This is a genomic window from Sphingomonas sp. PvP055 (assembly GCF_040546365.1).
Classification (GTDB): domain Bacteria; phylum Pseudomonadota; class Alphaproteobacteria; order Sphingomonadales; family Sphingomonadaceae; genus Sphingomonas; species Sphingomonas echinoides_A.
The window spans coordinates 736,131-757,444 of the sequence record NZ_JBEPNS010000001.1 but is presented as its reverse complement, the minus strand read 5'-3'; the positions used below and the strand labels follow the sequence as shown (position 1 = coordinate 757,444).

The window sequence follows — 21,314 nt, the reverse complement described above, 5'->3', positions numbered from 1 at the left end:
TCCCCGCCCCTGCGCGCCACATGGAACTCATGCTTATCGAAACAGAACTGACGCCGAACCCGGCGACGCTCAAATTCCTGCCCAACCGCACGGTGATGGCCGCAGGGACGCGCGACTTCGCGACGCCCGAGGATGCGGAAGCATCGCCGCTGGCCGACGCGCTGTTCGGGCTGGGGGACGTGACCGGGGTGTTCTTCGGCAGCGACTTCGTTTCGGTGACCGCGGCGGCGGGGACCGACTGGAGCGCGCTAAAGCCCGACGTGCTCGGCATCCTGCTCGATCACTTCAGCGCGGACATGCCGCTGTTCCGCCCCGGCAGCGCCGGCGAGATCACCGTTGCGAGCGACACGGGCTTTGCCGATGATCCCGAGGACGCCGACATCGTCGCGCAGATCAAGGACCTGATCGAGACGCGGATCCGCCCGGCGGTCGCGAACGACGGTGGCGACATCGTCTATCGCGGGTTCGAGAAGGGCAAGGTCTATCTGGCGATGCAGGGGGCCTGCGCGGGCTGTCCCTCGTCGAGTGCGACGCTCAAGAACGGGATCGAGCAATTGCTGCGCTATTACGTTCCTGAAGTCACCGAAGTGCGCGCGATCTGATGAACCCGCTCGACGACGCCGCGCTCGACCGGATCTTTCGCACCGCCCGCACCTACAACGGTTATACCGACACCCCGGTCGGAGAAGACGCGTCGCGCGCAATCTGGGACCTGATGAAATGGGGCCCGACCTCCGCCAACCAGCTTCCGGCGCGCCTCGTGTGGTGCACGTCCGATGCGGCCAAGGCGAAGCTGGCAGACTGCGTCTCGGCCCAGAATGCGCCGAAGATCCTCAAGGCGCCGGTCAGTGTCATCGTCGGGATGGACCGCGAATTTCACGAACATCTCCCCATGCTGTTCCCGCATGTCGACGCGAAGGCGTGGTTTGACGGCAATGCCGAGCTGCGCGCGGCATCGGCGTTTCGCAACTCGTCGCTGCAAGGCGCATATTTCATCATCGCGGCGCGCGCGCTCGGTCTCGATACCGGGCCGATGTCGGGCTTCGACGGCGGCAAGATCGACAAGGCGTTCTTCGCGGATACGCCATCGGTAAGCGTCAACTTCATTTCCACCCTCGGCCACGGCGATCCCGCGACGGTTTACGACCGTTCGCCCCGGCCCGCGTTCGAGATGTTCAACACGATCGCCTGATCGATGCGGACGCTCGTCATCGAAACCGCGACCGCGGCGTGTTCGGTTGCGCTGATCGACGCGGACGGCGTGGTCGCGCATCGGCATGAAGTCGTCGGGCGCGGTCATGCCGAGCGCTTGATCGCAATGGTCGCCGAGCTGCCCGACGGTGGCCGCGCGTCCCACATCCTCGTCGATTGCGGCCCCGGCAGCTTCACCGGTATCCGCGTCGGGATCGCCGCCGCGCGCGGGCTGGCGCTCGGTTGGGGCGCGGCGCTGTCCGGATACACGTCGCTGACGCTCCTCGCGGCCGCTGCATTCGGCAGGGATCCGGCCTGTTCCGAACTTGCGGTCGTGCTGGAAGGCGGGCATGGCGAAGTCTTCATGCAACAGTTCGCCGCCCCCCTCCGCGCGATCGCTCCCTTTACTTCGCTTCGCCCTGAAGCGGCCCTCGAGATCCTGTCGCCGGATCTTGCACTGTTCTGTAGCGGCGTCCGCTTCATTACCGCGATCGATCCACAGCGCCGTGTGCACGACGTGTTGCCCGACGCCGCGGATGCAGTGCTGCTTCCACCGCAGGACGCAGGCTTGCCGCCGGTGCCGATCTATGGCCGCGCGCCCGATGCCAAGCCCGCAGCGCCGCGATTACCGATGACGGGCGCTCCCGCATGAGCACGATGGTGCGGGTCGACCTGCGCCACGGCGTGGTGGCCGACCTGCCGATCGTCGATCAGATGATGCAGGCCGCGTTCGACCCTAGGTTCGGCGAGGCATGGACGCGCAATCAGGTACTCGGCCTGCTGGCGATGCCTGGCGTGTGGCTGACGATCGCGACGATCGATGACGTCCCTGCGGGGTTCGCGCTGTCGCGACGCGTGATCGACGAAGCGGAACTGTTGTTGCTGGCAACCGTGCCAACGGTGCGTCGTCGCGGCGTAGCGGGAGCGTTGCTGCGCGCGGTCATTACGGACTCGGCAAGTCAGGGTGCACTAACGCTGCACCTCGAAGTACGAAGTGGCAACGAAGCGATCAAATTGTACCGCTCCGCGGGGTTCGAAAAAGTCGGCGAGCGTCATCAATACTATCGAGGGCCGGCCGGTCAGGCATTCGACGCCCTGACATATCGACGCAATCTATAATGGCGCTAAGGTCATCTTCGTAATTGATCCTTGCATTCTATTGAGTGCAGGACGATAGCCCGCCACTGCCACGGACTGTAATCGTGCGCAATAGAGTGTGAAAGGATTCCCATGGACATCAACAGCGAGCTTCAGGACACCCTGATCACGCTTACCGCAGACATCGTCGCGGCCCACGTCAGCAACAATAGCGTCGCGGTTTCGGACCTCCCTGTGCTCATCGCCAATGTACACGGTGCCTTGACGTCCCTTGGTGGCCCTGCACCGGTCGCTGAAGTTCGTCAGGAACCAGCCGTTTCTGTCCGTTCGTCGATCAAGCCTGACTTCATCGTGTGCCTTGAAGACGGCAAGAAGCTGAAGATGCTCAAGCGCCACTTGATGACGCATTACCAGATGACTCCCGAACAGTATCGCGCCAAGTGGAACCTTCCCGCGGACTATCCGATGGTTGCCCCCAACTATGCGGAACAGCGCCGGACTCTTGCCAAGAAGATCGGTCTCGGCACCAAGCGCCGCAAGCCGGTCACGCGCTGACCTTACGCGACAGGCCCTTCCCCGCGCCGAGAAGGGCCTGTTGCGAGTCACTATCCTCTTTCGCAATAATTCGAAGACGCCTACATCGGCGGCATGCCCCGTCATATTGATCTCGAAGCGCTGTGTGCCGAAAAGGGACTGCGTATCACCGACCAGCGTCGCGTCATCGCGCGCGTCCTGTCCGATGCCGAGGACCATCCGGACGTCGAAAAGGTGTATGAACGCGCCTCGGCGATCGACCCCGGTATTTCGATCGCGACCGTCTACCGCACCGTTCGCCTGTTCGAGGAAGCCGGTATCCTCGACCGTCACGATTTCGGCGATGGCCGCGCGCGCTACGAGCCCGCGCCCGAGGCCCATCACGATCATCTGATCGACGTCGAGAGCGGCAAGGTGATCGAATTCGTCGATCCCGAATTGGAACAGTTGCAGAAGGCGATTGCCGAGCGGCTGGGGTTCCGGCTGGTCGACCACCGCATGGAATTGTACGGCGTCGCGCTTGACCGCAAGGGCTGAAGCCGCTGCCGCGCGCGTGGCCGCGCGCGCCGATGCGGCGGCCGGGCGGCCACCCCCGATCAATCGGCTCGGCTGGATCCGGCTATGGACGCGCGTGGCGTTGCTCGCGGTCTCGCTGCTGTTTGCGATCCCGCTGCATTATTTGTGGCGCTTCGTTCGGCTTTCGTCGCCCTGGCCGCGGCTGTTCCTGGGAACCGCGGCGCGGATCTGCGGCGCACGCGTCCGCGTGGTCGGCGTGCCGCTCAAACGCGACGTCTTCTATATCTCCAACCATGTCAGCTGGGTCGACATCTGCGCGATTGCCGGCGCGAGCGGCACCGCGTTCGTGGCGAAGGCGGAAATTCGCGAGGCCCCCGTGGTCGGCTGGCTAGCGACGCTCAACCGTACGGTGTTCGTCGCGCGCGAGGATCGGCTCGGGGTTGCCGAACAGATCAACGCGCTGCGCGAAACGCTGGCGGAGAATTGGTCGGTGACGGTCTTCCCGGAGGGCACCACCACCGACGGGCGATCGCTGCTGCCGTTCAAGACGTCGATGCTCAAGGTCCTCGAGCCCCCGCCGCCGGGGGTGATGGTCCAGCCGGTATTGCTCGATTACGGCCCGGTCGGCGCGGACATCGCGTGGATCGGTGAGGAAAGCGGCAAGGCGAACGCGATGCGGCTGCTCGCACGCAAGGGCGGATTCCGCGTCGCGGTGCATTTCCTCGAACCCTTCTATCCGCGCGATTTCCCGGGACGAAAGGCGATCGCGGCGGAGAGCAAGCGTCGCATCGAAGTTGCGCTGTCGGTCGTCATGTGCGGCCCGGTGCCGCTGTTCATCGGGCATGACGTATGGGCCGGCAAGGGCCCGACCCTCCCCGCCGCGCTCGACATCAAGGATCATGCGCGCGCGCCCAACGGCTAGGGGTTCAGTCGCGCCGCGATTGCGCCTATAGCCGCGCCGATCATGACACCGGCCCCCAAACTCCCGCACAAAGCGCCGCAGACCTTCGCGGTCAAATCCTTCGGCTGCCAGATGAACGTCTATGACGGCGACCGCATGGCCGAACTGATGGCGGCGCAAGGCATGACGCAGGCCGATCCCGCCGACGCGGATCTGGTCGTGCTCAATACCTGCCACATCCGCGAACGTGCGACCGAGAAGGTCTATTCGGACATCGGTCGCCTGCGCAAACACGGCAACGATCCGATGATCGCGGTGGCGGGCTGCGTCGCGCAGGCCGAGGGGGCGGAGATCGTCCGTCGCGCGAAGGTCGACGTCGTCGTCGGGCCGCAAGCGTATCACAACCTGCCCGCGCTCGTCGCGCGCGCCGCGCGCGGGGAATCCGCGCTCGACACCGACATGCCGGTCGACATGAAGTTCGGACATCTCCCGGCCCGCCGCCGCGTTCCGCCGAGCGCGTTCCTGACGGTGCAGGAAGGGTGCGACAAGTTCTGCACCTATTGCGTGGTACCCTATACGCGCGGTGCCGAAGTCAGCCGCGGGTTCGCGCAGATCGTGGACGAAGCGAAGTCACTGGTCGATGCCGGTGCGCGCGAGATCACGCTGCTCGGGCAGAACGTCAACGCCTGGGCCGATGAGACGCGCGGGCTGGAACATCTGGTCGCGACGCTCGCCGAAATCCCCGACCTCGCGCGGATCCGGTACACGACCAGCCACCCCAACGACATGACGCAAGGGTTGATCGATGCGCACCGCGACATCGAGAAGCTGATGCCGTTCCTCCACCTGCCCGTGCAGGCGGGGAGTGACCGGCTGCTCAAGGCGATGAACCGCAGCCACAGCCGCGATTCCTATCTGCGCATTCTCGATCGAGTCCGCGTGGCGCGCCCTGATATCGCGCTGTCGGGGGATTTCATCGTCGGGTTCCCCGGAGAGACCGACGCCGATTTCGCGGAGACGCTGAGCCTGGTCGATGCGGTCGGCTATGCGCAGGCGTTCAGTTTCAAATATTCGCCCCGCCCCGGCACGCCTGCCGCGACGATGGCGGATCAAGTCCCGGCGGACGTGATGGACGACCGGCTGCAGCGCCTCCAAGCGGCGCTCAATCGCGATCAGGCGGCGTTCAACGCCGACAGCGTCGGGCGACGCTGTCAGGTGCTGATCGAGCGCGCTGGCAAGCTGCCCGGTCAGATGCTGGGCAAGTCGCCATGGCTGCAATCGGTGCACTTGGTTACGGACGCGGCGATCGGGGATCTGGTGACGGTCGATATCGTCCAGGCGGGGCCGAACTCGGTGTCAGGCGCGGCACCAACGGAAGTCGTCGCCTAACAGTCCTGGTCGCGCGCAGGCTCCGGCCCGTGCGCACTATCGGCAAGCGCTGTCGTCAGCCGAGTGCGGCGACCACGGCGACGGCTCCGGTCACGACCACGCCCCACAACGCCAGCGATGCGCCGACGATGACCAGCGCGCGCGTGCGCATCGGCAGGCGACGGAATTCGGGGAGTGCTTCGGACGTGGCATCGCCCGTTGGGAGCGGGTCGCCGGCGATGGCGAAAGGCACGACGGTCTCGACCGCGCGTGCCGCCTGAATCGCGGAATCGCTCAGCGGCTGGTCGAACGCACATCCGTAGCGCGATCCGTTGCGCCGGACGATCTGCGCGGAGACGCGACCGATCCCGGCGATCCCGATGCTGATGCCCGATGGAACCGCGATCGTGCCGTCCACGACGATCAGGCAGCCCGTGGTGGATATGTCCACGACCTTGGCGTCGATCGGTCGGGCGTCCTTGTCGCGAATCGTAGCACCGGCGTCGACCGGCCGACGCGGCGCCTGACGGCCGCTAACCCCCTGCTCGAGCGCGGCATCGTCTTCCTGTAGAAAGAGCTGTGCAGTTAAAACCATGTGCCGTTCTCCGAGTGCGGCAATCTTTCGCAGGAGAGTCCTAACATTTGGTAACGCTGTTCTTGGCCGCCGACAGTCGACGGCAAGTCGCGATCCAACGGGTCGCGGTATCCGATGGCGACGATCGGACGGCTACCTGGGCTGGATCACCACACATCCCCTCGACAAACCCGCCGGTTTCGAGCAGCATCATCGCGATGTTCCCGGACCCCGCCCCCTCCGATCTCGCGCCAGGCCAGTGGAAGCCGAACCCACCCGCCTTGTGGGTCTACATCATGCTGGGAGTCGGGCGAATCCTCCTGTCCGGGGCGGATCTCGTGTTGACGCGCATCGGCGTGCGGCGCTGAGCCTGCGGCCGCAATCACCCACCGGGGCATTTGCTCCACGATCTGTCGCCGCGACGATCGTTTCAGGTTCCCCCGCCCCTGTGCTCGCCGATCTTATCCTTGCTCGTCATGGACTTGCCGGAGGTGGGATCACTCCCCATGTTCGCGTTCCGTTCAACGCCATTGTCCGTGGCGTCCCTCGTCTGCCGTTTCCCAGCAAAGGAATTGCATGAGCCGTAAGCCAGTCCCCGCGCAGTCCGGCGATCGCAGCCGCACCGAAGTCCTGTTCGATCGTCCGCAACTGATGGCGCAACTGTTTGGCGAGTTCGACCAGAACCTGCTGGCGCTCGAGAACAAGTTGGGCGTGTACATCACCGCGCGGGGCAACAAGGTCGGGCTCGAAGGCACGGCCGAGGCGGTAGCCCAGGCGCGCGACGTGCTCCACGGTCTGTACAACCGGATCGCGCGCGGTGAAGTGGTCGACACTGGGTTGATCGACGCGGTGATCGCGATGTCGAGCGAACCGACACTCGCGGGGATCCTGCAGGCAGATGCAGGCGGCGGCGCCGTGCCGCAGATCATGATCCGCACGCGCAAGAAGACGATCGTCCCGCGCACGATCGCCCAGGCGCATTACATGCGGCAATTGCTGGGCAACGACATCATCTTCGCGCTCGGGCCGGCAGGCACCGGCAAGACCTATATCGCGGTCGCACAAGCGGTCGCACAGCTCATCACCGGCAGTGTCCAGCGGCTGATCCTGTCGCGCCCGGCGGTTGAAGCGGGCGAGAAGCTCGGGTTTCTGCCGGGGGACATGAAGGAGAAGGTCGATCCCTATCTCCGTCCGTTGTACGATGCGCTCAACGACTGCCTCCCCGCCGAGCAGGTCGAGCGCCGCATCGCCAGCGGCGAAATCGAGATTGCGCCGATCGCGTTCATGCGCGGACGGACGCTCGCAGACGCGTTCATCATCCTCGACGAAGCGCAGAACACCACGCCCGCGCAGATGAAGATGTTCCTCACCCGCTTTGGCGAGAACAGCCGGATGGTGATCTGCGGCGATCCCAAACAGACCGATCTTCCCGGTGGCATGAACGCTTCGGGCCTGAACGATGCGGTCGGGCGGCTCGAGGGAGTCGAAGGGTTGTCGATCTGCCGCTTCGGTTCGGGCGACGTCGTGCGCCATCCGATCGTCGGGCGAATCGTCGAGGCGTATGAGGGCAAGTCGGATTGACCCTGGGGATATCCCGAAGATATATTTGGGATATCCCGGAGGCTGCGATGGCGTCGCTCTACATCAAGAACCATGACACCGCAGACCTGGCACGCGAGGTCGCCGCATTGCTGGGGACCAGCAAGACCGCGGCCGTCCACGACGCGCTCGAACATCGCAAACGCGCCCTGCAGGCCGAACGGAGCGGCAGCATCCACGATCGACTCGAAGCGTGGCGCGCGGCCCATCCGCTAGGGGAACCGACCGGTCTCGACGCCGACAAGGCGTTTTACGATTCGCTGAATGACGAGGACGGGGATTGATCCTCTTCCTCGATGCATCCGCAATGGTCGCGATGATGACCGGGGAGCCGGGGTCACCCGCGATCGAGGAACGGTTCGGCGCGGCCGACCAGATATTGTGTTCCGCGATCTCGCTGTGGGAGGCGGCGCGCGCCGTCGCCAGGAAAAGGACCGTTCCGATCCCGCTCGCGTCTTCCGAAATCGAGCGCTTCGTTGCCGACTTCGCGATCCGCCTGGTTCCGATCGGCGCCACCGAAGGTCGCGCCGCGGTCGAGGCGTATCATCGCTACGGCAAGGGCGCCGGTCATCCCGCCAGGCTCAATATGGGCGACTGTTTTGCGTACGCTTGCGCCAAGACCAACGCCGCCACCCTGCTCTACAAGGGCGACGACTTCCTCCATACGGATCTTGCCTGATGCTTGAAATAGCCCTCTCCCACGAAGACGTCTGGCCCGAACACGACTGGGAGGCGCTTGCCACCCGCGCCGCGCTGGCGGCGATCGGACGGACGCCGCATGCCGAGCTCGCGACCGGCGCGGCAAGCGTCGAGATTTCGGTGCGCCTGACCGACGACGCCGAGGTGCAGACGCTCAACGCGCAATACCGCCACAAGGACAAGCCGACCAACGTCCTGTCCTTCCCGATGGTCCAGTCCGACCTGCTCGACACGATCGCGCAGAATTCGGACGATGGCGAGGTGCTGCTCGGCGATATCGTCCTTGCCTATGAGACGTGCGCGCGCGAGGCGGCGGAAAAAGACGTGACGGTCGAAAGCCACGCGACGCATTTGATCGTGCATGGCACGCTGCATTTGCTAGGGTATGATCACATGGACGATGACGAGGCGGGGGCGATGGAAGCGATCGAGATCGCGGCCCTCTCCGCGCTGGGCATCGCCGATCCGTATCTAATCGCTGAGGACTGACGTAACCCCATGCCCGACGGCCAAAGTACCACCGGCACCGCCACGCAATACGGCGGTGTCACCCATGCCTCCCCGGGGCATGAGACGAGCATCTGGCGGTCGTTCCGCAGCTGGATCTCGGGTCATTCGGGCGACGAATCGCTCCGCGCGACGCTCGAGGAAGCGATCGACGCGCATGAGGACGACCCAGCGCCCGACGCCAAGGGGGATCTTTCCCTGCTCGAGCGGACGATGGTGCGCAATTTGCTCCACTTCGGCGAGCGCGACGCAGGTGACGTAGGCGTGCCGCGCGCGGACATCGTCGCGGTCGAGGAAACGACGAGTTTCGCAAACCTCGTCGCCTTGTTCGCCGAGGCCGGGCACAGCCGCCTGCCGGTCTACCGCGAGAAGCTCGATACGATCATCGGGATGGTCCACATCAAGGACGTGTTCCAGATCCTCGCGACCGGCGCGGAGCATCCCGACAGCATCGCGCCGCTGATCCGGGAGCCGCTCTACGTCCCGATGTCGCGCGGCGCGCTCGATCTGCTCGCGGACATGCGGCAGAAGCGCGTCCATCTCGCGATCGTGCTCGACGAGTATTTCGGGACCGAGGGGCTCGTTACGATCGAGGATTTGATCGAAGAAATCGTCGGTGACATCGAGGACGAGCATGACGACGCGCCGACCGCGCTGCTCGTCCCGCTCGACGGCGGCGCGTGGGACGTGGATGCGCGTGCCGAACTCGAGGATGTCGGCGAGACGATCGACGAGCGACTCGCCGAGGTCGATGGCGACATCGACACGATCGGCGGCTTGGCCGCAGTGCTCGCGGGGCATGTGCCCAAGGTCGGCGACTGTATCGTCCACGACAGCGGCTGGACGCTCGAGGTCATTGCGGCGGACACGCGCCGCGTGCTGAGCCTGCGGCTCCATCCGCCAAGGCCGGAGCCCGAAGGCCGCGACGACTAGGACGATCCACCTTTACCCCTGGGGGCGGCACGGGACCAATACGATGCGAGACTGGTGGACCGCCCCGCCGCAATAATCACCCAGCCGATCACTCTCTTCGGATTAATGCATTTCATCGATCGCTTGGTTCATGGCAAACTCTCCTCCGAAATTACGAAGAGTCGATTGGAGAGACCCATGGACGCAATTACCTCCGGCAGCCCGCTGAGCGATCCGAACAAGGAGCCCGCTGCGCTGCGGTCGCTGCTCGGCCGCACCAACCGCGATTGGTGGCCCAACCAGCTCAGCCTCGAAATCCTCCAGCAGAACGGTCTGTCGGCCAACCCGATGGGCGACGATTTCGATTATGCAGAAGCCTTCAACACACTCGATTACGCAGCCGTAAAGCGCGACCTGACCGCGCTGATGACCGACAGCCAGCCGTGGTGGCCGGCCGACTACGGGCATTACGGCCCGTTCTTCATCCGCATGGCATGGCATTCGGCCGGCACCTATCGCACCGGTGACGGGCGCGGCGGATCGTCGTCGGGTTCGCAGCGGTTCGCGCCGCTCAACAGCTGGCCGGACAACGGCAACCTCGACAAGGCCCGTCGTCTGTTGTGGCCGATCAAGTCGAAGTACGGCAAGCAGCTCAGCTGGGCCGATCTGTTCATCATGGCGGGCAACGTCGCGATCGAATCGATGGGCGGACCCGTGTTCGGCTTCGGTGGCGGACGCGAGGACGTGTTCGAGCCGATGAAGGACATCTACTTCGGTACGGAAGAAGAATGGCTCGGCGATACGCGAATCGACGAAGAAGAGGGCCGTGCGCTCGAGAGCCCGCTCGCCGCGATCCAGATGGGCCTGATCTACGTCAACCCGGAAGGCCCCGGCGGTTGCCCCAACCCGATGGGCTCGGCGCGCGACATGCGCGAGACCTTCGCGCGCATGGGCATGAACGACGAAGAGACCGTCGCTCTGACCGCGGGTGGCCACACCTTCGGCAAGGCGCATGGCGCAGGTGACGCATCGCTCGTCGGCGTAGAGCCGGAAGGCGCCGACATCGCGACGCAGGGCCTCGGCTGGGTGTCGAAGCACGGCACCGGACTCGGCGACGACACGATCACCTCGGGGATCGAAGGCGCCTGGACGCCGACGCCGATCACCTGGGACCAGACCTATTGGGACATGCTGCTCGACCACGAATATGAGCTGGTGAAGAGCCCGGCGGGCGCGCACCAGTGGCAGCCGGTCGGCAACCCCGAGGAAACGCTTGCCCCGAAGGCGCATACCCCGGGCGTCAAGGTCCCGACGATGATGACGACCGCCGACATGGCGCTCAAGAAGGACCCGGCTTACCTCGAGATCAGCAAGCGCTTCCAGAAAGACCCGGCGGCGTTCGCCGATGCCTTCGCACGCGCCTGGTTCAAGCTGACTCACCGCGACATGGGGCCGAAGGTCCGCTATCTCGGCCCCGACGTTCCGGCCGAGGACCTGATCTGGCAGGACCCGATTCCCAAGGCGGACTATCCGCAGATCGACGCGGGCGACGTGCCCGGCCTCAAGCAGGCGATCGCCAATTCGGGGCTTTCGGTAGCCGAGCTGGTAACGACCGCCTGGGCGTCGGCCTCGACCTATCGCCAGTCGGACCACCGCGGTGGGGCGAACGGCGGCCGCATCCGGCTCGCGCCGCAGAAGGACTGGGAGGTCAACCAGCCGGAGCAGCTCGCCAAGGTGCTTGGCGTCTATGAGGGCATCAAGTCGGACTTCGACGGTCAGGGTAGCAAGAAGGTGTCGATCGCGGATCTGATCGTGCTCGGCGGGTCGGTCGGGATCGAGGCGGCGGCGAAGGCTGCCGGCAAGACGATCGAAGTGCCGTTCCTGCCAGGCCGGACCGATGCGTCGGCCGAGCAGACCGATGCCGCGAGCTTCGACGTGCTCGAACCCAAAGCGGACGGCTTCCGCAACTATCTGTCGGTCAAGTTCAGCGTTCCGACCGAGGAACTGCTGGTCGACCGCGCGCAGTTGCTCGGGCTGAGCGGCCCGCAGATGGCGGTGCTGGTGGGCGGGTTGCGCGTGATCGGCGTGAACCATCCCAAGGCCGGGGACCACGGCGTATTCACCGACCGCAAGGGTCAGCTGACCAACGACTTCTTCGTGCATTTGCTCGACATGCAGACCGCGTGGAAGCAGCTCAGCGACGACAGCGACGAGGAATATCTCGGCACGCTGCGCGAGACCGGCGAGAAGAAGTGGACCGCTTCGCGCACCGACCTGGTGTTCGGCGCCAACTCGCAACTCCGCACGGTGGCGGAGGTCTACGCCTCGTCCGACGCGGGCGACAAGTTCGTCAAGGACTTCGTCGATGCGTGGGTCAAGGTGATGAACGCGGACCGGTTCGACGTCGCGTCGGGCCATGTCGAAGGCGAGCCTGCGGTCGCGTAACGTCGACCGTGCTCCTGCGCAGGCAGGAGCCCAGAGCTACGGGCATACCGCTTGTAACCCTGGGCTCCCGCTTTCGCGGGAGAACCCGCTGATTGCAACGTGGCGGTGGCGCTAGCGCCACCGCCATTTTTCTACATCAGGGGATTCCCCCTGCCCTGGCTGCGGGGATGACGCGCACCCCCAACTCTAGCCCTTCCACCGAGCGACGCCGCGTCCTATCAAGCGGCTATGCGCAAACACATTCTCATCATCCTCGGCATTCTGGTCGTCGTCGGGGTCGCGGTCCTCTGGTGGATGTTCCAGCCCGAGCCCGCTCAGCTCCCGATCACCCAGGTCGAAGGCGAACGCCCGGTAATCTCCGCACCGCGCGAACAGACGATCCCGACGACCAAGGTCGCCAAGGCGGTCGGCTGGCCCGCGGGGGCGACTCCGGTCCCCGCAGCGGGGCTCAAGGTTGCGGCGTTCGCGCAGGGGCTCGAGCATCCGCGCTGGCTCTACCGCCTTCCCAATGGCGACGTGCTGGTCGCCGAGACCAACTCGCCGCCGCGAAAGGGCCGCAGCATCACCGATACCGTGATGCGCTATCTGCTCGGGCGCGCAGGCGCGGGCGTTCCCTCCGCCAACCGCATCACCCTGCTGCGCGACGGCAATGGCGATGGGGTTGCGGAACAGAAGACCGTGCTGATCGGCGGGCTCAACTCGCCCACCGGCATGGCGCTGCTCGGCGGCTATCTCTACATCGCCAACACCGATGCGCTGGTCCGCGTGCCGTTCAAGCCCGGCGAGACCAAGATCACCGCGACGCCAGAAAAGATCATCGCGCTCAACGGTGGCGGCAACCATTGGGCGCGCACGCTGCTCGCGGATCCGAACGGGAAATATCTCTACGTCGGCGTTGGCTCGTCGTCGAACATCGCCGAAAACGGGATGGACGCCGAGAAATATCGCGCCAACATCCTGCAAGTCGATCCGCAGGCGAAGACCTTCCGCGTGTTCGGCGCGGGCTTGCGCAATCCGCAGGGGATGGCGTTCGAACCCAAATCGGGCGCACTGTGGGTCGCGGTCAACGAACGCGACATGCTGGGGTCGGACATCGTCCCCGATTATATCACGCGCGTCGGACTCGGGGATAACTTCGGGTGGCCGTGGTATTATTGGGGCGGCTATCCAGACACGCGCGTGAAGCCCGGGAACCCGGCGTTGCAGGAATATTCCAAGCGTCCCGATTTCGCGATGGGCCCGCATGTCGCGGCGCTCGGACTGACCTTCGCGACCGACGCGAAGCTGGGGGCGGCGTACAGCAACGGCGCGTTCGTTGGTGAGCATGGCTCGTGGAACCGTGTGCCGGTGTCGGGCTATAAGGTCGCATTCGTACCGTTCGGCGATCTCGGCTTTCCCAAGAAAGGCGCAAAGCCGGTCGACGTGCTGACGGGCTTCCTCAACGCCAAGGGCGAGGCGCAGGGACGCCCGGTCGGCGTGACGTTCGATCGTGGCGGCGCACTGCTGGTCGCGGATGACGTGGGCAACACGGTGTGGCGGGTCAGCGCGAAGTAACCGTCCCCTCCCTGGAAGGGAGGGGCCGGGGGTGGGTCGCTCTGGGGCGGGCGCCGGACTCTCTTCAAACGGACCCACCCCCAACCCCTCCCTTCCAGGGAGGGGAGACTCGCGTAGGGGGCGCTACTCCAGCATCTTCGGCGCTTCCTTCGCCAGCTTGGCGCGGATCTTGTCCGCGAACAGCGCGAGAAACGGCGGCAAGTCGACCTCGGCGCGGACCGAGGCCTCCGCCACCGTCAGCTTGCTCGCGACGCGCTGCCCCAGCGCGGCGACGGTGAAAAACATCGTGTCCCCCTCCCAGCGATGATCGACCGCGGCGCCGCCCGGGAACATCCCCGCCAGCTTGCCGATCCCGCCATCGACGCGCGCCCGCGCCGCCGCCAGACCAAGCTTATGGGGGATTTCGACGACGATCGGTTCACTCATGGCAGGTCCTTCACGCCTTGGCGTATCATTGCGCGAACAGCATCGCGTCGTCGGCAAACGCCTTGAACTCGAGCGCGTTGCCGCTCGGGTCATAAAAGAACATGGTCGCCTGCTCACCCGGCTGTCCGACGAAGCGGGTGTGCGGCTCGATCCCGAAGCGAGTCCCCGCCGCGGTCAGCCGCTCGGCGAGCGCGTGCCAGTCGGGCATCGTCAGCACCACGCCGAAATGCGGGACCGGCACGGCGTGCCCGTCGACCGCATTCGACACCGCGACCGGCTTGGCGGCGGGGTCGAGATGCGCGACGATCTGATGGCCGTAAAGGTCGAAGTCGATCCACGCGTCCGAGCTGCGCCCCTCGGTGCACCCGAGCGTCCCACCGTAAAAGGCGCGCGCGGCGGCAAGATCGTGGACCGGGAAGGCGAGGTGAAAGGGCCGAGTCATGCAACCGCCCTACCAAATCCTCCCCCGCAGGGGGAGGGGGACCCTGAGCATTCAGCAAAGGGTGGAGGGGGCGTGCCACTCTCGCATCGCTTGTGCCGCACTCCTCCACCACCAGCCGGAAGGCGGCTGGTGTGCGAGCGAGAATGTGTCCCCCGGACACATTCTTGGCCTGCCGGGGGCAGGCCAACGCTCGCACACCCCCTCCCCGTTCCGGGGAGGATCGAAGCACGACGTTGCGTCCCCTCCCTGATCACGCGATAGCCACCCGATGACTCAGCGCCCCGCCCTTTTCTCCTTCCTGCTCGGCGGGATCGCCGCGGTCGGCTTCGCCCCGCTTGCGCTGTGGCCCGTCACGCTCGGGTGTTTCGCCGCGTGGATGTGGCTGGTGCACCAAGCGCCGACGCGACGCGCGGCGTTGTGGCGCGGGTGGCTGTTCGGCTTCGCGCATTTCACCATCGGCAACAACTGGATCGCCAAGGCCTTCAGTTTCCAGGATGCGATGCCGCATGCGCTCGGCTGGTTCGCGCCCGCGCTGCTGTCGCTGTATCTCGCGATCTTCCCGATGGCCGCGGCGGGGGTCGCGTGGAAGCTCAGACGCCAGACACTGGACGCAAGCTATGTCCTGATCTTCGCCACCGCCTGGATCGCGACCGAATATCTGCGCGGGACGTTGCTGACCGGCTATCCGTGGAATCCGCTGTCCGAACTCTGGCTCCCGACGCCGGTCGCGGCGAGCGGGCGGTATCTCGGCACGTACGCGCTGTCAGGAGTCGCCGTACTGGTCGCGGGCGCGTTGCTGCTCGCGACACAGCGGCACCGGCGCTTTCCGCTCGCGGTCGCCGGCGTCACGGGGCTGCTCGCACTGTCGGCGATCGACACGACTCCCGCCGCCCCCACGCCCACCAACGCGCCACGGGTCCGCGTCGTCCAGCCCGATCTCGACCAGGAGCAACGCCCGCGCGACGATTATGCCGAGACCAACCTGCGCGCGCTCGCTGGCCTCAGCGGAAGCCCGCGCGCCGCGCCGCGGCTGATCGTCTGGCCAGAGGGCGCGCTGCGCTATCTCCCCGAGGATGGCTATCCGCCGCAATATTACGGCGAGTCCGCGCCGTTCCTGACCCGCGCGCGGATCGCGGCACTGCTCGGCCCGCGCGACGTCGTGCTCACCGGCGGAAACGCGCTGCTGTTCGATGCCACGGGGCAAATCCGGTCGGCGACCAACGCGATCTTCGCGATCGACGCGGAGAAGCGGATCGTCGCCCGCTACGACAAGGCGCATCTGGTGCCGTTCGGCGAATATCTCCCGCTGCGCCCGCTGATGTCCGCGATCGGCCTGTCGCGGCTCGTCCCCGGCGATCTCGACTTCGCCCCCGGCAAGGGCCCCGATGGAGTCGACCTCCCCGGTATCGGGCGGGTCGGTTTCGCGCTGTGCTACGAGATGATCTTCTCAGGCTCGATCGTCGACCGCAAGCATCGCCCCGCGCTGATCTTCAACCCCTCCAACGACAGCTGGTATGGCAGCTGGGGCCCCGCGCAGCATCTGGCGCAGGCACGGCTCCGCGCGATCGAGGAAGGCCTGCCGATCATCCGCGCGACGCCGACCGGCATCTCCGCGATCATCGACGCGCGCGGTCGCGTGCTCGCCTCGATCCCGTGGGAGACCCGCGGCGCGATCGAACTGCCGATCCCGGCGGCGGCACCACCCACCCTGTTCGCGCGTATGGGCAACCTGATGGCGCTCCTGGCCGGCGCCCTGCTGGCGCTAACGGCAATTGCCATCCGCCGACGGGCACGATAGGAGCACATATAAGGAAAGCTTTATATGCCTGTCCCGGTCACGCCGGGTCGTGCCAAGACGAGGGTTTCACCGAATGCGCGCATCGTTTCTCTTCACCTCCGAGTCGGTCTCGGAAGGTCATCCCGACAAGGTCGCCGACCAGATTTCGGACACCGTCGTCGACCTGTTCCTGAGCAAGGACCCCCAGGCACGCATCGCGTGCGAGACGCTGACCACGACCAACCTCGTCGTCCTCGCGGGCGAAATCCGCTGCAAGGGCGTGTACGAGAACGGCGCCTGGGCCGATGGCGCGCTCGCCGAGATCGAGGCTGCGGTGCGCAACACCGTCAAGGAAATCGGCTATGAGCAGTCGGGCTTCCACTGGGAGAACTTCCGCTTCGAGAACAACCTTCACGGCCAGTCCGCCGAAATCGCGATGGGCGTCGACGAGGGCGCGAACAAGGACGAGGGCGCCGGCGACCAGGGCATCATGTTCGGCTACGCGACCGACGAGACCCCGGGCCTGATGCCCGCGACGCTCTATTACAGCCACAAGATCCTCGAGCGGATGGCCGCCGACCGTCATTCGGGCGCCGCCCCGTTCCTCGAGCCTGACGCCAAGAGCCAGGTCACGCTGGAATATCGCGACGAGAAGCCGGTCCGCGCGACCGCGCTGGTCGTCTCGACTCAGCACAAGGCAGGCTATTGCCTCCAGGGCGACAACGCCAACCCCGCGCTGTACGAAGAACTCCGCAGCTACGTCGCTGGCGTGATGAAGGATACGCTGCCCGAGGGCTTCGTGACCGACGCGACCAAGATCTACATCAACCCGACCGGCGCATTCGAAATCGGCGGTCCGGATGGCGACGCTGGCGTGACGGGTCGCAAGATCATCGTCGACACCTACGGCGGCGCAGCCCCGCACGGCGGCGGCGCGTTCTCGGGCAAGGATCCGACCAAGGTCGATCGCTCGGCCGCCTATGTCTCGCGCTATCTCGCGAAGAACGTCGTTGCTGCCGGCCTCGCGCGCCGCTGCACGATCCAGCTCAGCTATGCGATCGGCATCGCCGAGCCGCTGTCGCTCTACGTCGACCTGCACGGCACGGGTACGGTGCCGGAAGCAAAGATCGAGGAAGTGCTCCCGCAGCTCGTTCGCCTGACGCCTAAGGGCATCCGCGAGCATCTCAAGCTCAACGCGCCGATCTACAAGCGGACTGCTGCGTACGGCCACTTCGGGCGCGAGCCCGATGCCGATGGCTTTACCTGGGAAAAAACCGATCTGGTCGACGCGCTCAAGGCTGCCGTCGCCTGATGATGCTCCGGGCGCGGTGATGCCGCGCCCGGACCCTCAATTCGCGCCAACCCGACGAACGCTACCGCTGCGTGGCGGAAAAAGCGGCCGGGTCGAAGCGCGCGGGCAGGACCCGTTCCGCCGAACCGCTACCGTCCGAAAGCGCCGATGCGGCCTGCGCGTCCGCCGCGACCGAAAAGCGCAAATCCTCGGCAAGATACCCGGTCAGCAGCGTGTCGGCGGGCAACCGCCCGCTCGTGCCGTGAATGAACATCATCGGCCAAGCGATCACCAGCGCACCGCCGATCGCAAGCACCCCCTGATCCAACCCCTTGCGTCCAGTCCGCCCGGACAGGCGCACCGGCCCGCTCGGTGTCTGGATCGACAGCAGCCGGACGTCGAGTTCCCCCTTCTTGCCGAAAAGACCGTTGCGCTCAGCGCGCATGACTTCGCCGACGGCGATCGCACCGACCGGAACCACCACTTGTCCGCGATAGGCGATAGGCTCCGCGACCTCGAGATAGAAGCGGTCGCCCGCACGAACGTCCTTGGTATTGAGTTCTGCGCGCGTTGCCAGCCGTACCGGTGTTCCCATCGGGAAGGAGGCGGTGCGGTCGCTCGGGATCGCCGGGGCGTCCCAGTGGATAAGGTCCTGCGCGATGGCCACCGTCGGGGTCAGCAAGGCGAGCGCAAGGCACGCGGACAACGCCAGTTTCATGCAGACTTCCCCTGTTCGACATCGAACCGTGTAAATCTGCAATGTTGACCGAGACTTAGCGTTTATGGTGAACGCCGGATCGGCCAGCGGGATCAGCGCCGGACGGAAGGCCGATTACTTCCGCCGCTGGACCGCGCGGACGATCGTGCGTTCCGCCACCCGCACCGCCGCGCTAGCGGCCCGCTGCGCCACGAAGCCGACGGCCGCACCCGCGATCGTGTCGAGCAGGTAATGCTTGCCGCGCGGGAGCTGCATCGCGGCAACCCCACCCGCCAGCGCGTAAGCGGTCGCGCCGACCACGGGCGCGTCCTTCGCAAGCGCACCGGCAACCGCGACAGCGCCGGCAGTATGACCCGACGGGAACGAACTCTGGTCGTGGTCCTTGCTGTCGCCCGGCTCGAACTTGTGCTCACCGCTCTCGATCGCCTTCTTGGGCCGCGTGCGGTCCACCGATCGCTTGATCGCCGACTTGATCCCGGTCGCGATGATCTCGCTCGCGAGCATCCGCGCTCCGGTGCGCAGCATCACCGGCTGGCGCAACAGCGCGCCGACGACGAGCGTCCCCGCGCCCAGCAGTAGCAACGGCGGCTGGTCCGCGCCTTCGCTGAGCGCGCCGAGCACCTTCACGCCGGGTTTATCGCGATGTTTCGCGGCGTCGTGCGTGACCTTGCGGTCGATGCGGGTCAACGCCTTGGCTGCCTTGGTCACTTTACCCATCGTCCACATCTCCGAAACTTAATCGCCGAACGGCCGAACTGCGCGAATCGGTCCCTCTCCGCCGCGATCAATCGTCCGTCACCTGCGCATGCGCCAGCACAGCGAACAAGCCCGCCCCGCCGAGCAGGTTCCCCATTACCGCGGGCACCAGGAAACTCACCACGCCGCCGATCCCGATCTTGCCCGTCCATAGCAGCAGGAACGCTTCGCTCGACCCGACGACCGAATGGCTGAACCCGCCGATCGCGACGACATAGACGATCCCGAAAATGACCAGCAACGCGTGTTCGCGCGCATTGGGGAGCGCCCAGGCGACGATCGCGATCAGGAACCCGGCGGGCACCGCGTTGAAGAAGGTCTCCATCGCGCCATGCTCGGTGATTTTCATCGACACCTCGACCATCCCGGCGTCGAGCGACGAATCCCCCAGCGCCATCCCCGCGAACGCCGCCGTCGCGATTGCCGTCCCGACGCAATTCGCGCCGAGCACCACCGCCCACAACCGCAACGTCCGCCGCAGCGCGTCCCACGACGGCGATGTCACCAGCGGGAGCATCGCGGTCACCGTGCTTTCGGTGAACAACTGCATCCGGCCCAGGATCACCATCACGAACCCGATCGGATAACCAAGCGCGATGATCAGCGCGCGCGACTCGCCGGTCGGGACATGCGCGGCGATCGCGCCCTCCGCGACGAGCGACGCGGTCACCGCCAGTCCCCCCGCGAGCCCCGACCAGAACAGCGCCGAAACCGGTCGCTCCAGTTCCTCCGCGCCCGACTCGCGGACGGCGCGGTGGAGCTCCTGCGCGTTGGCGGCCTTGATCGAGTCGACGTCCCCGCCGCTCTCCGCATCGGCCGGACGTTCGCTCGAGTATTCGTTCGCGCGGTGCTCCGCCATCGCCGTCATCCCTTCGTTGTCAGGGTGCAACGACCGCGGCGGCCCTTTGCTCCGGCGGCAAGCCGCGCTACACGCGCGCCCCTATGACCGATCCGATGACGACACGCCGCCTGTACGGCCGGCGGCAGGGCCACAAATTGCGGCTGGGCCAGGCCGATCTCGTGGAAACCCTGCTCCCGCAAGTCAGCGTGCCCGAAGACGGGCCGCTCGACGCGCTGCGGCTGTTCGGCGACGATCGCCCGATCGAAGTCGAAATCGGGTTCGGCGCGGGGGAGCATCTCGCCGGTCAGGCGGGTATGCGGCCGGATACCGGCTTCATCGGGTGCGAACCGTTCCTCAACGGCGTGGTCGGCGCGCTGACGCACATCCGCGAGGACGGCCTCGACAATGTGCGCGTGCACATGGGCGACGCGCTCGACGTGGTGGAGCGGCTGCCGGACGCATCGCTGTCGCGCGTGTACCTCCTGCACCCCGATCCGTGGCGCAAGGCGCGCCACGCCAAGCGGCGGATGGTCAACCATGGCCCGCTCGACCTGATCGCGGCGAAACTGAAGCCCGGCTGCGAATTTCGGCTCGGCACCGACGACCCGACCTATTGTCGTTGGGCGATGATGGTGCTGGGGCAACGCCGTGATTTCGTGTGGACCGCCGCCGGCCCGGCCGACTTCCTCACCCGCCCGGACGACTGGCCCGAGACGCGCTACGAACGCAAGGCCCGCCGCCAGGGCCGTGAAGTCTGGTACTTCCGCTACCTGCGCGTCTGACCCGCACAACTACCGCTTGCGCGACCGACCGCGCGTCATCGGATCCGGCTTGACCGGTGGCGTCCAGCCCGCGGGGGGCGTCATGCGCTGCTGGCTCGACCCGAGCCCCATCGCGCCGGGGCGTTGCCGCACCAGGCCCACGGTGTCGGCCGCGGCGGCATCCTGCGTATCGGCACCCCCGCGGAGCAAGCTGATCCGGTCGCGCAGCCGCCGGGCTTCCTCAAAATCAAGCGCCGCCGCAGCGGCTTCCATCTCGGCTTGCAGACGTTCGAGTTCGGTCATTGGGTATCAACGCGGCACCGGCGCGTCCGCTCCCTGCGCTGGGCGGCGGAACGAAACGGCGGCAGGAGAACGGGTTGCGTCCGCGCGCCGCATTGCGCACA

The 21,314-nt window shown here is 66.2% G+C and carries 26 protein-coding genes; 19 read left to right on the top strand and 7 right to left on the bottom strand.

The window, feature by feature from the left end; genetic code table 11:
- Positions 1 to 29 precede the first annotated feature (29 nt).
- The 8 genes from ABIC16_RS03830 to miaB all read left to right on the top strand — a co-directional run bounded on the left by ABIC16_RS03830 (position 30) and on the right by miaB (position 5,629).
- On the top strand, positions 30 to 602 hold the full coding sequence (locus ABIC16_RS03830; RefSeq protein ID WP_354290093.1) for a NifU family protein: 573 nt from the start codon (positions 30 to 32) through the stop codon (positions 600 to 602).
- The gene (locus ABIC16_RS03825; RefSeq protein WP_354290092.1) at positions 602 to 1,192 is read left to right on the top strand and encodes a malonic semialdehyde reductase; all 591 of its coding nucleotides are present in this window, start codon (positions 602 to 604) and stop codon (positions 1,190 to 1,192) included. The genes ABIC16_RS03830 and ABIC16_RS03825 overlap by 1 nt, the downstream gene beginning before the upstream one ends.
- Positions 1,193 to 1,195: 3 nt before the next feature.
- Entirely contained in the window at positions 1,196 to 1,843 is a 648-nt protein-coding gene (gene tsaB, locus ABIC16_RS03820) for a tRNA (adenosine(37)-N6)-threonylcarbamoyltransferase complex dimerization subunit type 1 TsaB (protein ID WP_354290091.1), read from the top strand.
- Entirely contained in the window at positions 1,840 to 2,310 is a 471-nt protein-coding gene (locus tag ABIC16_RS03815) for a GNAT family N-acetyltransferase (RefSeq protein WP_277970654.1), read from the top strand. The genes tsaB and ABIC16_RS03815 overlap by 4 nt, the downstream gene beginning before the upstream one ends.
- A 111-nt stretch (positions 2,311 to 2,421) precedes the next feature.
- The gene (locus ABIC16_RS03810; protein WP_277970655.1) at positions 2,422 to 2,844 is read left to right on the top strand and encodes a Ros/MucR family transcriptional regulator; all 423 of its coding nucleotides are present in this window, start codon (positions 2,422 to 2,424) and stop codon (positions 2,842 to 2,844) included.
- 93 nt (positions 2,845 to 2,937) lie between these two features.
- Positions 2,938 to 3,360, top strand: a complete 423-nt coding sequence (locus ABIC16_RS03805) for a Fur family transcriptional regulator (RefSeq protein WP_010162106.1) — start codon at positions 2,938 to 2,940, stop codon at positions 3,358 to 3,360.
- Positions 3,344 to 4,261: a lysophospholipid acyltransferase family protein gene (locus tag ABIC16_RS03800; protein WP_354290090.1), complete on the top strand. Its 918-nt coding sequence runs from the start codon at positions 3,344 to 3,346 to the stop codon at positions 4,259 to 4,261. Before ABIC16_RS03805 ends, ABIC16_RS03800 begins: the two co-directional genes overlap by 17 nt.
- A 42-nt stretch (positions 4,262 to 4,303) precedes the next feature.
- On the top strand, positions 4,304 to 5,629 hold the full coding sequence (miaB, locus tag ABIC16_RS03795) for a tRNA (N6-isopentenyl adenosine(37)-C2)-methylthiotransferase MiaB (protein WP_354290089.1): 1,326 nt from the start codon (positions 4,304 to 4,306) through the stop codon (positions 5,627 to 5,629).
- Positions 5,630 to 5,684: 55 nt separating this feature from the next.
- Here miaB and ABIC16_RS03790 read toward each other — a convergent pair whose 3' ends face one another.
- Positions 5,685 to 6,203, bottom strand: coding sequence for a PilZ domain-containing protein (locus ABIC16_RS03790; protein ID WP_354290088.1), 519 nt, complete (start codon positions 6,201 to 6,203; stop codon positions 5,685 to 5,687).
- A 197-nt stretch (positions 6,204 to 6,400) separates the two neighbouring features.
- Here ABIC16_RS03790 and ABIC16_RS03785 point away from each other — a divergent pair, with 197 nt between their 5' ends.
- The 8 genes from ABIC16_RS03785 to ABIC16_RS03750 all read left to right on the top strand — a co-directional run bounded on the left by ABIC16_RS03785 (position 6,401) and on the right by ABIC16_RS03750 (position 13,898).
- Positions 6,401 to 6,550 carry a hypothetical protein gene (locus ABIC16_RS03785; RefSeq protein ID WP_354290087.1) on the top strand — a complete coding sequence of 50 codons (150 nt, stop codon included), beginning with the start codon at positions 6,401 to 6,403 and terminating at the stop codon, positions 6,548 to 6,550.
- Between the two features lie 208 nt (positions 6,551 to 6,758).
- The gene (locus tag ABIC16_RS03780; protein WP_277970660.1) at positions 6,759 to 7,763 is read left to right on the top strand and encodes a PhoH family protein; all 1,005 of its coding nucleotides are present in this window, start codon (positions 6,759 to 6,761) and stop codon (positions 7,761 to 7,763) included.
- Between the two features lie 47 nt (positions 7,764 to 7,810).
- Positions 7,811 to 8,065, top strand: a complete 255-nt coding sequence (locus tag ABIC16_RS03775; RefSeq protein WP_277970661.1) for a type II toxin-antitoxin system VapB family antitoxin — start codon at positions 7,811 to 7,813, stop codon at positions 8,063 to 8,065.
- Positions 8,062 to 8,460 (top strand): type II toxin-antitoxin system VapC family toxin, encoded by a 399-nt coding sequence (locus tag ABIC16_RS03770; protein WP_354290086.1) that lies wholly within the window; start codon positions 8,062 to 8,064, stop codon positions 8,458 to 8,460. The genes ABIC16_RS03775 and ABIC16_RS03770 overlap by 4 nt, the downstream gene beginning before the upstream one ends.
- Positions 8,460 to 8,969: an rRNA maturation RNase YbeY gene (gene ybeY, locus ABIC16_RS03765; protein ID WP_354290085.1), complete on the top strand. Its 510-nt coding sequence runs from the start codon at positions 8,460 to 8,462 to the stop codon at positions 8,967 to 8,969. The genes ABIC16_RS03770 and ybeY overlap by 1 nt, the downstream gene beginning before the upstream one ends.
- A 9-nt stretch (positions 8,970 to 8,978) precedes the next feature.
- Positions 8,979 to 9,920: a hemolysin family protein gene (locus tag ABIC16_RS03760; protein WP_277970664.1), complete on the top strand. Its 942-nt coding sequence runs from the start codon at positions 8,979 to 8,981 to the stop codon at positions 9,918 to 9,920.
- Between the two features lie 177 nt (positions 9,921 to 10,097).
- Positions 10,098 to 12,344 carry a catalase/peroxidase HPI gene (gene katG / locus ABIC16_RS03755; RefSeq protein ID WP_354290084.1) on the top strand — a complete coding sequence of 749 codons (2,247 nt, stop codon included), beginning with the start codon at positions 10,098 to 10,100 and terminating at the stop codon, positions 12,342 to 12,344.
- Between the two features lie 228 nt (positions 12,345 to 12,572).
- On the top strand, positions 12,573 to 13,898 hold the full coding sequence (locus tag ABIC16_RS03750) for a PQQ-dependent sugar dehydrogenase (protein WP_354290083.1): 1,326 nt from the start codon (positions 12,573 to 12,575) through the stop codon (positions 13,896 to 13,898).
- Positions 13,899 to 14,021: 123 nt separating this feature from the next.
- On the opposite strand, the gene ABIC16_RS03745 is transcribed toward ABIC16_RS03750, so the two are convergent.
- A complete protein-coding gene (locus ABIC16_RS03745) occupies positions 14,022 to 14,324 on the bottom strand; it encodes a polyhydroxyalkanoic acid system family protein (RefSeq protein WP_354290082.1) in 303 nt (100 codons plus the stop codon).
- A gap of 25 nt (positions 14,325 to 14,349) precedes the next feature.
- On the bottom strand, positions 14,350 to 14,766 hold the full coding sequence (locus ABIC16_RS03740) for a VOC family protein (RefSeq protein ID WP_354290081.1): 417 nt from the start codon (positions 14,764 to 14,766) through the stop codon (positions 14,350 to 14,352).
- 268 nt (positions 14,767 to 15,034) lie between these two features.
- Here ABIC16_RS03740 and lnt point away from each other — a divergent pair, with 268 nt between their 5' ends.
- Positions 15,035 to 16,564, top strand: a complete 1,530-nt coding sequence (lnt, locus tag ABIC16_RS03735; protein ID WP_354290080.1) for an apolipoprotein N-acyltransferase — start codon at positions 15,035 to 15,037, stop codon at positions 16,562 to 16,564.
- A 73-nt stretch (positions 16,565 to 16,637) separates the two neighbouring features.
- On the top strand, positions 16,638 to 17,855 hold the full coding sequence (gene metK / locus ABIC16_RS03730; protein ID WP_277970670.1) for a methionine adenosyltransferase: 1,218 nt from the start codon (positions 16,638 to 16,640) through the stop codon (positions 17,853 to 17,855).
- A 61-nt stretch (positions 17,856 to 17,916) separates the two neighbouring features.
- On the opposite strand, the gene ABIC16_RS03725 is transcribed toward metK, so the two are convergent.
- From ABIC16_RS03725 to ABIC16_RS03715, 3 genes are all read right to left on the bottom strand, one after another.
- Entirely contained in the window at positions 17,917 to 18,552 is a 636-nt protein-coding gene (locus ABIC16_RS03725) for a hypothetical protein (RefSeq protein ID WP_354290079.1), read from the bottom strand.
- 114 nt (positions 18,553 to 18,666) lie between these two features.
- On the bottom strand, positions 18,667 to 19,269 hold the full coding sequence (locus ABIC16_RS03720; protein WP_354290078.1) for a phosphatase PAP2 family protein: 603 nt from the start codon (positions 19,267 to 19,269) through the stop codon (positions 18,667 to 18,669).
- 67 nt (positions 19,270 to 19,336) lie between these two features.
- The gene (locus tag ABIC16_RS03715) at positions 19,337 to 20,167 is read right to left on the bottom strand and encodes a formate/nitrite transporter family protein (protein WP_354290077.1); all 831 of its coding nucleotides are present in this window, start codon (positions 20,165 to 20,167) and stop codon (positions 19,337 to 19,339) included.
- Between the two features lie 83 nt (positions 20,168 to 20,250).
- Here ABIC16_RS03715 and trmB point away from each other — a divergent pair, with 83 nt between their 5' ends.
- On the top strand, positions 20,251 to 20,931 hold the full coding sequence (trmB, locus tag ABIC16_RS03710) for a tRNA (guanine(46)-N(7))-methyltransferase TrmB (protein WP_277970674.1): 681 nt from the start codon (positions 20,251 to 20,253) through the stop codon (positions 20,929 to 20,931).
- Positions 20,932 to 20,940: 9 nt separating this feature from the next.
- On the opposite strand, the gene ABIC16_RS03705 is transcribed toward trmB, so the two are convergent.
- Positions 20,941 to 21,213, bottom strand: a complete 273-nt coding sequence (locus ABIC16_RS03705) for a UvrB/UvrC motif-containing protein (RefSeq protein ID WP_354290076.1) — start codon at positions 21,211 to 21,213, stop codon at positions 20,941 to 20,943.
- Positions 21,214 to 21,314: the final 101 nt, after the last annotated feature.

Bases quoted from the DNA above. Each gene is read 5' to 3' on its own strand.
- ABIC16_RS03830 (WP_354290093.1), top strand. From the start codon at position 30: ATGCTTATCGAAACAGAACTGACGCCGAACCCGGCGACGCTCAAATTC.
- ABIC16_RS03825 (WP_354290092.1), top strand. From the start codon at position 602: ATGAACCCGCTCGACGACGCCGCGCTCGACCGGATCTTTCGCACCGCC.
- tsaB (WP_354290091.1), top strand. From the start codon at position 1,196: ATGCGGACGCTCGTCATCGAAACCGCGACCGCGGCGTGTTCGGTTGCG.
- ABIC16_RS03815 (WP_277970654.1), top strand. From the start codon at position 1,840: ATGAGCACGATGGTGCGGGTCGACCTGCGCCACGGCGTGGTGGCCGAC.
- ABIC16_RS03810 (WP_277970655.1), top strand. From the start codon at position 2,422: ATGGACATCAACAGCGAGCTTCAGGACACCCTGATCACGCTTACCGCA.
- ABIC16_RS03805 (WP_010162106.1), top strand. From the start codon at position 2,938: ATGCCCCGTCATATTGATCTCGAAGCGCTGTGTGCCGAAAAGGGACTG.
- miaB (WP_354290089.1), top strand. From the start codon at position 4,304: ATGACACCGGCCCCCAAACTCCCGCACAAAGCGCCGCAGACCTTCGCG.
- ABIC16_RS03790 (WP_354290088.1), bottom strand. From the start codon at position 6,203: ATGGTTTTAACTGCACAGCTCTTTCTACAGGAAGACGATGCCGCGCTC.
- ABIC16_RS03785 (WP_354290087.1), top strand. From the start codon at position 6,401: ATGTTCCCGGACCCCGCCCCCTCCGATCTCGCGCCAGGCCAGTGGAAG.
- ABIC16_RS03780 (WP_277970660.1), top strand. From the start codon at position 6,759: ATGAGCCGTAAGCCAGTCCCCGCGCAGTCCGGCGATCGCAGCCGCACC.
- ABIC16_RS03775 (WP_277970661.1), top strand. From the start codon at position 7,811: ATGGCGTCGCTCTACATCAAGAACCATGACACCGCAGACCTGGCACGC.
- ybeY (WP_354290085.1), top strand. From the start codon at position 8,460: ATGCTTGAAATAGCCCTCTCCCACGAAGACGTCTGGCCCGAACACGAC.
- ABIC16_RS03760 (WP_277970664.1), top strand. From the start codon at position 8,979: ATGCCCGACGGCCAAAGTACCACCGGCACCGCCACGCAATACGGCGGT.
- katG (WP_354290084.1), top strand. From the start codon at position 10,098: ATGGACGCAATTACCTCCGGCAGCCCGCTGAGCGATCCGAACAAGGAG.
- ABIC16_RS03750 (WP_354290083.1), top strand. From the start codon at position 12,573: ATGCGCAAACACATTCTCATCATCCTCGGCATTCTGGTCGTCGTCGGG.
- ABIC16_RS03745 (WP_354290082.1), bottom strand. From the start codon at position 14,324: ATGAGTGAACCGATCGTCGTCGAAATCCCCCATAAGCTTGGTCTGGCG.
- ABIC16_RS03740 (WP_354290081.1), bottom strand. From the start codon at position 14,766: ATGACTCGGCCCTTTCACCTCGCCTTCCCGGTCCACGATCTTGCCGCC.
- lnt (WP_354290080.1), top strand. From the start codon at position 15,035: ATGACTCAGCGCCCCGCCCTTTTCTCCTTCCTGCTCGGCGGGATCGCC.
- metK (WP_277970670.1), top strand. From the start codon at position 16,638: ATGCGCGCATCGTTTCTCTTCACCTCCGAGTCGGTCTCGGAAGGTCAT.
- ABIC16_RS03725 (WP_354290079.1), bottom strand. From the start codon at position 18,552: ATGAAACTGGCGTTGTCCGCGTGCCTTGCGCTCGCCTTGCTGACCCCG.
- ABIC16_RS03720 (WP_354290078.1), bottom strand. From the start codon at position 19,269: ATGGGTAAAGTGACCAAGGCAGCCAAGGCGTTGACCCGCATCGACCGC.
- ABIC16_RS03715 (WP_354290077.1), bottom strand. From the start codon at position 20,167: ATGGCGGAGCACCGCGCGAACGAATACTCGAGCGAACGTCCGGCCGAT.
- trmB (WP_277970674.1), top strand. From the start codon at position 20,251: ATGACCGATCCGATGACGACACGCCGCCTGTACGGCCGGCGGCAGGGC.
- ABIC16_RS03705 (WP_354290076.1), bottom strand. From the start codon at position 21,213: ATGACCGAACTCGAACGTCTGCAAGCCGAGATGGAAGCCGCTGCGGCG.